Annotated in this window: 9 protein-coding genes; 7 read left to right on the plus strand and 2 right to left on the minus strand. The window is 67.6% G+C overall.

Annotated features, from left to right (window positions below; genetic code table 11):
• Positions 1-84 precede the first annotated feature (84 nt).
• The 7 genes from JMY28_RS13685 to JMY28_RS13715 all read left to right on the plus strand — a co-directional run bounded on the left by JMY28_RS13685 (position 85) and on the right by JMY28_RS13715 (position 10591).
• Positions 85-2010 carry a potassium transporter Kup gene (locus tag JMY28_RS13685; protein WP_201696471.1) on the plus strand — a complete coding sequence of 642 codons (1926 nt, stop codon included), beginning with the start codon at positions 85-87 and terminating at the stop codon, positions 2008-2010.
• Between the two features lie 115 nt (positions 2011-2125).
• A complete protein-coding gene (locus JMY28_RS13690; protein ID WP_201696472.1) occupies positions 2126-2635 on the plus strand; it encodes a DUF1269 domain-containing protein in 510 nt (169 codons plus the stop codon).
• A 414-nt stretch (positions 2636-3049) separates the two neighbouring features.
• Positions 3050-3640: a DUF2760 domain-containing protein gene (locus tag JMY28_RS13695; protein WP_201696473.1), complete on the plus strand. Its 591-nt coding sequence runs from the start codon at positions 3050-3052 to the stop codon at positions 3638-3640.
• On the plus strand, positions 3637-5481 hold the full coding sequence (locus JMY28_RS13700; RefSeq protein WP_201696474.1) for an Hsp70 family protein: 1845 nt from the start codon (positions 3637-3639) through the stop codon (positions 5479-5481). The genes JMY28_RS13695 and JMY28_RS13700 overlap by 4 nt, the downstream gene beginning before the upstream one ends.
• A gap of 5 nt (positions 5482-5486) precedes the next feature.
• On the plus strand, positions 5487-8279 hold the full coding sequence (locus tag JMY28_RS13705) for an Hsp70 family protein (protein WP_201696475.1): 2793 nt from the start codon (positions 5487-5489) through the stop codon (positions 8277-8279).
• A gap of 104 nt (positions 8280-8383) precedes the next feature.
• On the plus strand, positions 8384-9094 hold the full coding sequence (locus JMY28_RS13710; RefSeq protein WP_201696476.1) for a YceH family protein: 711 nt from the start codon (positions 8384-8386) through the stop codon (positions 9092-9094).
• 21 nt (positions 9095-9115) lie between these two features.
• A complete protein-coding gene (locus JMY28_RS13715; RefSeq protein WP_201696477.1) occupies positions 9116-10591 on the plus strand; it encodes a cytochrome P450 in 1476 nt (491 codons plus the stop codon).
• Between the two features lie 4 nt (positions 10592-10595).
• Here the strand turns inward: JMY28_RS13715 and JMY28_RS13720 are convergent, their stop codons facing one another.
• Positions 10596-11450 carry an alpha/beta fold hydrolase gene (locus JMY28_RS13720; RefSeq protein WP_201696478.1) on the minus strand — a complete coding sequence of 285 codons (855 nt, stop codon included), beginning with the start codon at positions 11448-11450 and terminating at the stop codon, positions 10596-10598.
• Between the two features lie 179 nt (positions 11451-11629).
• Entirely contained in the window at positions 11630-12016 is a 387-nt protein-coding gene (locus JMY28_RS13725; RefSeq protein ID WP_201696479.1) for an SgcJ/EcaC family oxidoreductase, read from the minus strand.
• Positions 12017-12033: the final 17 nt, after the last annotated feature.

Raw genomic sequence — 12033 nt, forward strand, 5'->3', positions numbered from 1 at the left:
GCCCAACAGGGGCAGCCTCGCCAATACAAAGCGACAAGGCCGCGCGGCCCCCGGCCCGCATGCGGCAGCCACGAGGAGGGAGACATGGGACAATCCGCATCCGCGGCGCACGCGCACGGGCGCCTTGGCGACTCCGGCCCGCATCGCCCGGCGCTTCCCGCGCTCGCTCTCGCCGCGCTCGGCGTGGTCTACGGCGACATCGGTACGAGCCCGCTCTACACGCTCGCTACTGTGTTCGATCCCGCCAACGGCCTCGCGGTCAATGCTTTCAATATCGTAGGCATCGTCTCGCTGATCTTCTGGTCGCTCATGATCGTCGTCTCGCTCAAGTACGTCGCGCTCATCCTGCGCGCGAACAATCACGGCGAGGGCGGCATCATGGCGCTGCTCGCGCTCGCGGCTTCCTCGGTCGCGTCGCGGCCGCATCTGCGTAACACGCTACTCGTGATCGGCGTGATGGGCGCGGCGCTCTTCTTTGGCGACAGCGTGATCACGCCGGCCATCTCGGTGCTGAGCGCGGTGGAAGGCCTCGAGGTGGCCGAGCCCGCGCTCAAGACCTATGTGATTCCGGTGACGCTTGCGGCGCTCATCGTGCTGTTCCTCACGCAAAAGCATGGCACGGGAGGCATCGGCGCTGTGTTCGGGCCGGTGATGGTGCTCTGGTTCGTCGTGATCGGCGTGGCGGGCGTGACCAACATTGCCTCAGCGCCGGCCGTGCTGTTCGCGCTCGATCCGCGCGAAGGTTTCGCGTTCTGCCTGCATCACCGCTGGCTCGCCTTTGTCGCGCTGGGCGCGGTCGTGCTCTCGCTCACGGGCGCCGAGGCGCTCTATGCCGACATGGGCCACTTCGGCAAACAGCCTATTCGCCTCACGTGGTTCGGCATTGTGTTTCCCGCGCTCGCGCTCAATTATCTCGGCCAGGGCGCGCTGCTGCTGGCGAACCCCGGCGCGGTGCAAAACCCGTTCTACCGGCTCTTCCCGCAGTGGTCCATCGTGCCGATGATCGTGCTCGCCACCGTCGCCACCGTCATTGCCTCGCAGGCCGTTATTTCGGGTACCTATTCGATGGCGATGCAGGCCATGCAACTCTCCTTCCTGCCGCGCATGACTATCGTGCATACCTCGGAGCGCGAGATGGGGCAGATCTACGTGCCCGGCATCAACTGGATCCTGCTCGTCTCCGTGGTGGCGGCGGTGGTGGGGTTCCGTTCGTCCACCGCGCTCGGCTCCGCTTATGGCATCGCCGTGACCGGCACGATGCTCATTACGACGTTCCTCACGTTCTTCGTCGTGCGTTACGCGTGGCATTACAACTGGGTGCTGTGCCTGCTCGCCACGGCGTTCTTCTTCGTGATCGATGCCGTCTTCTTCTCGGCCAACCTGCTCAAGATCGTGGACGGCGGCTGGTTCCCGCTCGTGATCGGCGGACTGATGTTCACAGTCATGGCGACTTGGGGAAAGGGCTGGGAAATGATGGCGGCCGAGGCGCGCGTGCGCGCCGGCAAGAAGCCTCTCAAGCCCTATCTTGCGACGCTGCTGGAGAGCAATCCCGTGCGCGTGGGCGGCACCGCGATCTTCCTCACGCCGAATGCAAACACCGTACCGCATGCGCTCGTCAACAATCTGCGGCACAACCGGGTGCTGCACGAACGCGTAGTATTCCTGAGCGTGGTGACAAAAGACGTGCCGTGGGTAGCCGAAAGCGAACGCGTGAAGGTCGAATTGCTCTGCCCGGGCTGCTATTACGTTGTCGTCAGTTACGGATTCAAGGACGAGGTCGATTTGCCATGCACACTCGCCGCTTACAAGTCGGCGGAGTTGACGTTCGATCTCGACGAAACGTCGTGGTTCCTGAGCCGCGCCGTAGTGGTGCCGAAGCGCGGCCATGGCATGGCGATCTGGCGTGAGCGTCTTTTCGCGGTGATGCTGCACAACGTCGGGAATATCGCAGCGTTCTTCAAGCTGCCGGCCAATCGCGTGATCGAGGTCGGCGCGCGCGTCGAGATCTAGCATCAGGCTGTCGCGCTGACAGAAACTCAGGCGTAGGATGATCGGAATCGCATCGTAGTCATGGGGCAGCGAGCAGGCCGCAAGCGCGTAGCCGCGTGACCGAAGGAGGGCCACCATGAGACGCCTCTATTTCCTCGCTCCCGACACCACCACGGCGCAGGCGATCGTCGACGATCTGCTGCGTGCGCGCATCACGTGGCGTCATATCCACGTGCTCGCCAATCACAGCGTGGGGCTCGAACGCTTGCCCGAGGCCTCGCTGCTGCAGCGCAGTGACGTCGTGCATGCACTGGAGCGCGGCGTGATGTTCGGCGCTGCGACCGGTGCAATCGTCGGCCTTGTGGCGCTGATGTTTCCGCCCGCGAACTTCGACATCACGGGCGGGGTGGTCGTCGCGCTGACCCTGGCAGGCGCGGTATTCGGCGCGTGGGCGGCCGGCATGATCGGCGTGGACGAACCGAACACGCGGCTTACGCGCTTCAGCGATCCTATCGAGCACGGCCAGTTGCTGGTCATGGCCGACGTGCCCGGCTCGCGCGAAGCGGAGATCGAGGAGAGCATCGCCCAGCATGTGCCGCGCGCCGATGTGGAAGGCGCGGAGCCGACGTCGCCGATCTTTCCCTGAATGCGCTGGGGGCTTTCAAGCGAAGCGTGGTGGCGGTGCTTGCCTTGGCGCGCGCACACGCCAGTCGTCGTGCCCCATTTCTCGACCCTGACGCGCCATTTGAGGGTGGCAACGTTCAACTTCTGACAGCCGGGATTGCGCCGCGCCGCCCGCGCGCATAGCCCGCCGCGCCGCCCAGCGCCCCCCCGTCATCAAAGCTCCGCGCCCCGCGCCGGGCACGCCATTCCCCCGCCAAATCCCGCATTTTGACCGGCTTGCGCCCGCGACAAGGCAAAATACGGGTTTTGAGCCCGCACCGGGCTCGAGTTTCCCCTGCCGGCCGCCTCCTTCCAGGCATCGATCGGGCCTCGTTTGCGAGCCCGGCAGGTCGGCTCGCCTTGCCGCGAGCCCTCAAGCGATATTGGAGTCGTCTACATGCCCGAATCGAATCTGTCTTTCTTCGGCCGCCTTTCGGTCGCGCTGGGATCGTTCTTCGCGATCCTCGGCGACGGCGAGCTTGCCGCCAACGTGCGCCGTCTGCGTGAGGGCGGACTTGCACCCGCCGCCGCCGCGCCTGCACCCGCAGCGGCTCCGGTCGCGAAGCCGGCGCCGGCACCCGCACCCGCGCCGACCGTCATCAAGGAAGCCACGCCCGACGCCGCGTTGCAACTGCTCGGCCTGCTTCAGCGCAACGCGCGCTTTGTCGATTTCGTCGAGGAAGACATTGCCGGTTACGCCGATGCGGATATCGGCGCCGCCGCCCGCATCGTCCACGAAGGCTGCCGCGCCACGCTGCGTGACCACTTCGCCATCCGCCCGGTGCGCAGCGAGTCCGAAGGCTCGCGTGTGACGCTGCCGGCCGGCTTCGACGCCGCCGCCGTGCGACTCACCGGCAATGTGGTCGGCGAGGCGCCGTTCAGCGGCAGCCTCACGCATCGCGGCTGGCGCGTCGAGGAAGTCAAACTGCCGCAACTCGTCAAGACGCACGACGCGCGCATCATCGCGCCGGCGGAGGTGGAACTGTGAGCGATCCGCGATATTCGATTGGCGTCGACCTCGGCACGACGCATTGCGCGCTGTCCTACGTCGACCTCACCGCCAGCGATGGCGAAAAGACCCAGCAGGGCGTGCTGAACGTGACCCAGCTCACAGCGCCGGGCACCCTGGAATCGCCTGACCTGCTGCCTTCGTTTCTCTATTTGCCGCACGCGGGCGAGCTGACGCCCGGCGACCTCACGTTGCCGTGGACCACCACACGCGAGTACGCCGTGGGCGAGCTTGCGCGCAGCCGCGGCGCGGGCACGCCGATCCGCCTCGTTTCGAGCGCGAAGAGCTGGTTGTGTCACCCTGGCGTGGATCGCCGCGCGGCCATTCTGCCCAACGATGCACCGCCTGAAGTCACGCGCGTTTCGCCGCTCGAAAGCTCGGTGCGTTATCTCACGCACCTGCGCGAGGCGTGGGACCACGCGCACCCCAAGGCGCCGTTCGGCGAGCAGGAGATCACCGTTACGATTCCGGCCTCGTTCGACCCCGCCGCGCGCGAACTGACGGCCGAAGCGGCGCAGGCGGCGGGCTACGCGAACATGACGCTGCTGGAAGAGCCGCAGGCGGCCCTCTATAGCTGGATCCAGAAGAGCGGCGGCGCATGGCGCAAGGAAGTGAGGGTCGGCGACATCATCCTCGTGGTGGACGTGGGCGGCGGCACGACCGACCTTTCGCTGATCGCCGTGGTCGAGCGCGAAGGCAATCTCGAACTGCACCGCGTGGCCGTGGGCGAGCACATTCTGCTCGGCGGCGACAACATGGACCTCGCGCTCGCGCATGTGGTCGCGCGCAAGCTCGCGGCTCAGGGCACACAAGCCGACCCGTGGCAACTGCGCGCGCTGACCTACGCGTGCCGCTCGGCGAAGGAAGCGCTGCTGAGCGACGCCTCCGTCGATACGGTGCCGATCGTCGTGCCGAGCCGCGGCTCGAAGCTCATCGGCGGGTCGATCCGCACGGAACTCACGCGCACCGAACTCACCCAGATCATCCTCGAAGGCTTCTTCCCGCAGGTGGACGCCGCGGCGCGCCCCGCCGCGCGCACGCGCGTGGGTCTCACGCAGCTTGGCCTGCCGTATGCGCAGGACGCGGGCGTCACGCGCCATCTCGCGGCCTTCCTCGGCCGCCAGGTGCAGGCACTCGCGGAACTCGAAGGCTTTGGCGCACCGCCCGCAGGCGCGACTTTCCTGCATCCCACCGCGGTTCTCTTCAACGGCGGCGTTTTCAAGTCGCCGCTGCTCTCGCAACGCGTGCTCGATATCGTCAACGGCTGGCTGGCGGCTGAGGGCGCCGCGCCCGCGCGTCTGCTCGGCGGCGCGGATCTCGACCTCGCGGTGGCGCGCGGCGCAGCCTATTACGGCTACGTGAAGCGCGGCAAGGGCGTGCGCATTCGCGGCGGCACGGCGCGCGCGTACTACGTGGCGGTCGAATCGGCCATGCCGGCCGTGCCGGGCCTCGAGCCGCCGGTTTCGGCGCTCTGTGTCGCGCCTTTCGGCATGGAAGAGGGCACGGAGGCGGCGCTGCCGCCGCAGGAGTTCGGCCTCGTGGTGGGCGAGCCGGTGCACTTCCGTTTCTTCGGCTCTTCGGTGCGGCGTCAGGATCAGGTCGGCACGATGCTCGACTACTGGTCGCCCGAAGAATTGCAGGAACTGGAGGAAATCCAGGCCACGCTGCCGACCGAAGGCCGCACGCCCGGCGAAGTCGTGCCCGTGAAGCTGCACGCGCGCGTGACGGAAGCGGGCACGCTGGAACTCGAAGCCATGCCGAGCGGCACGAACGAGCGCTGGAAGGTCGAGTTCGACGTGCGTGGCGGAGCAGGCGACTGAGCCCGATGAAGCAATACGTCGTCGGCATCGACCTGGGGACGAGCAATACCGTCGTGGCGTACGTGGAGGCAGGCGGCGACGCTATCCGCGTGTTCGACGTCGAGCAGCTCACCGGCCTCGGCGAAGTGGGTGCGCAGAAGTTGCTGCCTTCCGCGCGTTATCACCCGGCGGCAGGCGAGCTTGCGGCGGGGGATTTGCGGCTGCCGTGGAGCGCGCCTTCGCCCGGCGATGACGCCGTCATCGGCCGCCTCGCGCGCACGCTCGGCGCGCAGGTGCCCGGCCGGCTCGTGGCGAGCGCCAAGAGCTGGCTCTCGCACGCGGCGGTGGACCGCCTCGCGCCCATCCTGCCGTGGGGCGCGCCGGACGACGTCGCCAAGGTTTCGCCGGTGAGCGCGAGCGCGAGCTATCTCGCGCACGTGCGCGCCGCGTGGAACCATCGTTTCCCGCATGCGCCGCTCGAAGATCAGGACGTGGTGCTGACCGTGCCCGCCTCTTTCGACGACGGCGCGCGCGCGCTCACGCTCGAAGCGGCGCGGCTCGCGAAGCTGCCCGCGCTGCGCCTGCTCGAAGAACCGCAAGCCGCGTTTTACGACTGGCTGTACCACCATCGCGCGACGCTCGACGCGGAGCTGGGCGCGTCGCGCCTCGTGCTGGTGTGTGACGTGGGCGGCGGCACGACCGACCTCACGCTCATCAAGGTGCAGTTCGAGAACGGCGAGCCGCAGCTCACGCGCATCGGCGTGGGCAATCATCTGATGCTGGGCGGCGACAACATGGATCTCGCGCTTGCGCATCTGGCCGAGAGTCGGCTCGCGAACGCGCAAACGCGGTTGAGCGCAGCGAGCCTCTCGCAGCTCGTGGAGCGCTGCCGTGTCGCGAAGGAGCAACTGCTCGAGCCCAGCGCGCCCGAATCGGTGCCGATTACGCTGCTCGGCGCGGGTGCGCGTCTCGTGGGCGGCGCGCGCACCACGCAGCTTGGCCGCGAGGAAGTCGCGCAGATCGTGGTGGACGGCTTCTTTCCGATGGGCGCAGCCAGTGAGATGCCGCGCCGCTCGCGCGCGGCGATCGTCGAGTTCGGCTTGCCCTATGCCGCCGATCCGGCCATCACGCGCCATATCGCGGCGTTTTTGCAGCGCTTTGCCGCGCAGTCGCGCGAGGCGCTGGGTTCTTCTGGCGCTGCCGCTGAACCGGAAACGGCGCTGCCCATGCCCGACGCGCTGCTGCTCAACGGTGGCGTGTTCCGCGCTCGCTCGCTCGCGCAGCGTCTGGCCGATACGCTCGGCGCCTGGCGCGGCGAGCCGCTCAACGTGCTGCAAAACGATCAACCCGACGTGGCCGTCGCGCGCGGCGCGGTCGCTTATGCGCTCGCGCGCGCGGGTCACGCGCCGCGCATTGGCGGCGGCTCGCCGCGCAGTTACTTTCTCGTGCTAGACGAAGGCGCTGGAGCCGATGCCGCACCGCGCGGCGTGTGCGTTCTCCCGCGCGGCACGGAAGAAGGTCACGAGCTGCGTCTGGACGACCGGACGTTCGCGTTGCAACTTGGCCAGCCGGTGCAGTTCCACCTCGCATCGACAGTGGCCGACACCGCATGGCAGCCCGGCGAATTGGCCGATCTGGCAGCGGGCGACTTCGTGCGCCTGCCGCCGCTCGCGACGGTCGTGCCGGTGGGCGCCGATGCGAAGACGGCGCGCGAGCGCCCCGTCAAACTCACGACCGCGCTGACCGAAGTCGGCACGCTGGAGATGCACTGCATCGCCACCGACGACGCCTCGCAACGCTGGCTGCTCGAAATCGCGCTGCGCCGCGCCGAGCACGAGGGCGGCGCGGCGGCGAACGGCGAGTCACGTCACGCGGGCCTCGACGACGCCATCGAAGCGATCGAACGCGTGTTCGGCGCGCGCTCCGTCAAGGTCGACGCGAAGGAAGTGAAGCGCCTGCGCGCGCATCTCGAAGAGCGGCTCGGGCCGCGCCAGAACTGGGACGGCCCGCTCCTGCGCGAGCTGTTCGGCGTGCTCTGGGAGCGCGCGGGCAAGCGCCGGCGCTCCGCCGATCATGAACGCCTGTGGTTGAACCTGGCCGGCTTCAGCTTGCGGCCGGGCTTCGGCTATCCGCTGGACGAATGGCGCGTCGAACAGCTCTGGACGCTCTTCGACGACGGCATCCAGTTCGTCAACGAAGGCCAGGTGTGGTCGGAGTGGTGGACGCTCTGGCGGCGCGCGGCGGGCGGTCTGAACGAGGCGCAGCAGAACGAGGTGCTGGAGGCGATGACCTACCTCGAAGCAGCAGCCGGCGCGAAGCGCCACAAGCTGCCGTTCGACCCCGCGAAGCTCGCACATGCGGACATGATCCGCCTCTACGCATCGCTCGAGCAGATCGCGGCCGAGCGCAAGATCGAGATCGGCGAGCGGCTGCTGCAGCGGCTGCAGAAGCCTTCGGAGAATCATCAGACGTGGTGGGCGGTCGGCCGCATCGGCGCGCGCCAGCCGTTCTACGGCAGCGCGCACGGCGTGGTGCCGCCGCAAACCGCAGCGCTTTGGCTCGATGCGATCCTGGCGCTCGACTGGAAAAAGATCGAACCGGCGATGTTCGCAGCCGCGCAGATCGCGCGCATGACGGGCGACCGCTCGCGCGACCTGCCGCCCGAACTGCGCGAGACGGTGGTGCGCCGCATGGAGTCGGCGAACGCGCCGCCTACGTGGGTGACGATGGTGCGCGAAGTCGTGGCGCTCGATACGGCGGACACGGGCCGGGTATTCGGCGAGGCGCTGCCGGCGGGGTTGAAGCTGATCGCGGGCTGATTCCAGGCTGATTGCGGGCGAGACACCCGCCTTCTGCGCGGAGCCCGGCGCGCGTATGATCGAACGCCTGATTCCAACCTGTACCCCAGCGGACTGATCTGCCCATGAATTCTCCTGCCGATGCTTCCTCGCCGCGCGCCTTGCGCGCGCTCTCGCCGATCGAGGCGCGTATCGTCGGCGTGCTGGTCGAAAAGCAGCACACGGTGCCCGACACCTATCCGCTCTCGCTCAACGCGCTCACGCTCGGCTGCAACCAGAAGACCGCGCGCACGCCGGTCATGAACGTGAGCGAAGCCGACGTGCTGGCCGCCATCGAAGACCTCAAGCTGCTGAGCCTGGTGTTCGAAGGCAGCAGCAGCCGCGTGCCGCGCTTCGAGCACAACCTGAACCGCGTGCTCGGCGTGCCGAGCCAGGCCGTGGCGCTCTTGACCGTCCTGCTGCTGCGCGGCGCGCAGACGGCGGCGGAATTGCGCCTGAACTCGTCGCGCCTGCACGGGTTCGCCGATGTGTCGTCGGTCGAAGGTTTCCTGGAAGAACTGGCCGAGCGCGAGCCGCCGCTCGTGGTGAAGCTGCCGCGCGCGCCGGGCGAGCGCGAAAGCCGCTGGATGCATTTGCTGTGCGGCGAAGTGAACATGGCGAGTTTTGTCGCCGCGGGGAGCATCGCACCCGGTGCTCGCGACGAAGCCGGTGAGAGCGTCTCGCTCGCGGACTTCGAGGCGGTACGCGCCGAGCAGCAGCGTCTCGCCGACGAAGTCGCGCGCCTGCAAGCGCTCGTCACACGCATGGCCGCCGAACTGGGGATGTCGCTCGACTGAGCGCCGTCTCCTCGCCGCTAAATGGACGCCGCCGCATCCTCCGCCCGGCGCCTTCGCCAGGTGCGCGACCTGCCGTGCCCGCGCGGCTTGCCGCTCCTCGGCAACCTCCATCAGTTGGATGCGCCTAAGCTGCATCGCGTGCTCGAACGATGGGCGCAGGAACTCGGCACGCCGTATCGCTTCCAGATCTGCGGCATGCCCGTCACGGTATGGAGCGACGCGGAGCTGAGCCAGAGCGTGATGCGCGAGCGTCCGCACCGCTACCGGCGTTACGCGTCGCTCGAACCTGTACTTGCCGAGATCGGCTGCAACGGGGTGTTCTCGGCCGAGGGCGCAGCGTGGGAGCCGCAGCGCCGGCTCGTCATGCAGGCGCTCTCCGTCCCGCACATCCGCGGCTTCTATCCCACGCTGCAAACCATCACGGCGCGTCTCTACGACCGTTGGCAGCGCGCGGCCGAGCGCGGCGACGTGGTCGAAATGACCGACGACCTCAAGCGCTACACGGTGGACGTGACGAGCGCGCTCGCGTTCGGCGAGGACCCGCGCACGCTCGTACAGGAGCGGGGTGTGATTCAGGAGCATCTCGCGCAGATTTTCCCGACGCTCATGCATCGCGTGAACGCGCCGTTTCCGTACTGGCGCTACGTGCGTTTGCCGCGCGACCGCCGTACGGACCGGGCGTTGGCCGAAGTGCATCGGACGATACGCGGGATGATGGCGCGCTCGCGCGAGCGCATGCGCGACGAGCCTTCCGATGCGCCGCGCCATCTGCTCGAAGCGATGCTTGCGCTCCGAGATGAGCCGGGCTCCGACGTGACCGACGACATCATCGCCGCCAACGTGCTCACGCTGTTGCTGGCGGGCGAGGACACCACGGCCAACGCGCTGGCGTGGTCGCTCTACTATCTAAGCGCCGACGAACCGCTGCAGCAGCGCCTCGCCAATGAAGCGCGCGCGGTGCTGGGTGCTCGCGTTGTGTGTCCGGAGTACGGCCTCGTGAAGGACCTCGACCTGTTCGAAGCCGTGTGCAGCGAAACGCTGCGCTTTCGCCCCGTGGCCGCGATCATGGCGTTCGAGCCTGTCGAGAATGTGGAGGTGGGCGACGTTGCGCTGCCCGCCGGTTCGAAGATGTTCTTTCTCACCCGGCCGCCCATGCTCGACGCGCGCCACTACTCACAGCCCGAGCGCTTCGATCCCGACCGATGGCTGCGCGGCCATGCGGGCGTCGATGCGCACGTGCACGATCCGCGCGCATGGGTGCAGTTTGGCGCGGGGCCGCGTGTGTGTCCGGGGCGGCATCTCGCCGCCATGGAAATGCGCCTCGTGCTTTCCACGCTGATGAATCGCTTCAAGGTGAGGCTTGCCGTCGATCCTTCGACGATCGACGAAATCACGGCGTTCGCGATGGTGCCGAACCGCATGCCGGTGCGGCTGGAATTGCGGCCAACGGTTGAGTCGCCTCGAGCACAAACGAGGTATCAACCGGGCCGTGACTGACGTCTCAACCCTGCGTGATGAAGGTATGCACGTGCGTGTTGAAGAGGTCGGGGTGCGTGCCGTTCATGCCGTGCGTGGCGCCCTTGATCGTGACGCGTCGCGCGAACGCGATCCACTCGTCGAGCGCTTCGACGTTGTTACGGAACATGAGCGGACTGCGCTGGCCGTCGATGAGCAGCGTGCGGCACTTGATCTCGCCGGCGGCGCGCGGCGCATAGGGCGGCAGCGGGTCCTGCAACTGCTTGGGCAGCGTCGTGGCGTTGGCGATGGCCATCTGGCGAAACGCAGCCGAGCCCTTCTTCCAGGCGCCCGGCACGCTCACGGAGTCGACGAACAACTCGAGCCCCGCTTCGACTTCGCCGGCATGGATGAGGTCGGCGGCGCGCGTGCGCAGCGTGTTGGTGGCGGGAGGCAGCGCGGCTTCGTCGTTGTCCACTCGCGAGAGCGGGCCGCCCGGGTCGGCCAGAACCAACGTGCGCACGAGGCGCGGATAGCGGCGCGCGAGATGCCACGCTACGCAGCCGCCGCGCGAGTGACCCACGAGGTGCACCGATTCGAGGCCGAGCGCGGCGATGAAATCGGCCAGCTCGGTGACGTGGCTCTCCCAGCCGAAATCGGCCTGGATGCAGGCGTCGGCCGCGGGCCAATAGTGGCTCAGGCTCGGGGCGATGCAGCGGAAATGCTCCGACAGACCGTCCAGCTGCGGCATCCAGTAGCGGTAATCACAGAGCGATCCGTGGACGAACAGCAGCGGCTCGCCGTCGCCGCGCTCGAGGAACGGCAGGGCAATGCCCGAGTGCAACGTGGCGTACGACAGGTCGGGCGCAGCAAGTAGGGAGGGATCGATGCGTTGGTTCAAGGAGTGGCTCCAAGCGTATGAGCGTCACTTTGCCGCAAGCGCACAATTAAGGGAAACTCAATAAACTGAAGGAATCGATAAGGTTTTCTGATTCGAAAAAGGGGCGCAACGCGGCGAGCCTTGTCGGGCGGGGTTATTGTCTTTCAGTGATGAAAGCAATCAGGCGCGCGCAAGCGGATTTACGGCTTCGGAGCCACAAGATTGGCGTCGCGCGCTAGCAGCCAGCGCCCGCTCGCATCCTTGCGCACCAGCGTGAGCGTGTAGCCTGCCCGCCGCATCGGCTGGGTCGCGCCCGGCGGCGTGATGGAAATGTCGATGCGATTGCGCAGAAAGGCCCAGTCCCCCAGTACGTGAAGTTCAACGATCTCGGCCGTGCCTTCTATGCGCATGTCTTGCTGCGCTTGGGAAGCCGCGGAGAACTCGGCTTTGCCGAACGGCTCCTGGCCGGGCACCGTGAACACCACGTCGTCGGCCATCAGGCTTAGCACTTTGGCCGTGTCGCCTGCGCGGCTGGCTTGCATCCACGTCTGCACCAGCTCGCGAATTGCGCGTTCGTCATCGGTCATCGTGGCCTCCCTGGTTG

The sequence above is a fragment of the Paraburkholderia hiiakae genome, assembly GCF_904848665.1.
GTDB classification, from domain to species: domain Bacteria; phylum Pseudomonadota; class Gammaproteobacteria; order Burkholderiales; family Burkholderiaceae; genus Paraburkholderia; species Paraburkholderia hiiakae.

Coding starts and splice junctions, on each gene's coding strand:
- JMY28_RS13685 (WP_201696471.1), top strand. CDS start 85: ATGGGACAATCCGCATCCGCGGCGCACGCGCACGGGCGCCTTGGCGAC.
- JMY28_RS13690 (WP_201696472.1), top strand. CDS start 2,126: ATGAGACGCCTCTATTTCCTCGCTCCCGACACCACCACGGCGCAGGCG.
- JMY28_RS13695 (WP_201696473.1), top strand. CDS start 3,050: ATGCCCGAATCGAATCTGTCTTTCTTCGGCCGCCTTTCGGTCGCGCTG.
- JMY28_RS13705 (WP_201696475.1), top strand. CDS start 5,487: ATGAAGCAATACGTCGTCGGCATCGACCTGGGGACGAGCAATACCGTC.
- JMY28_RS13710 (WP_201696476.1), top strand. CDS start 8,384: ATGAATTCTCCTGCCGATGCTTCCTCGCCGCGCGCCTTGCGCGCGCTC.
- JMY28_RS13715 (WP_201696477.1), top strand. CDS start 9,116: ATGGACGCCGCCGCATCCTCCGCCCGGCGCCTTCGCCAGGTGCGCGAC.
- JMY28_RS13725 (WP_201696479.1), bottom strand. CDS start 12,016: ATGACCGATGACGAACGCGCAATTCGCGAGCTGGTGCAGACGTGGATG.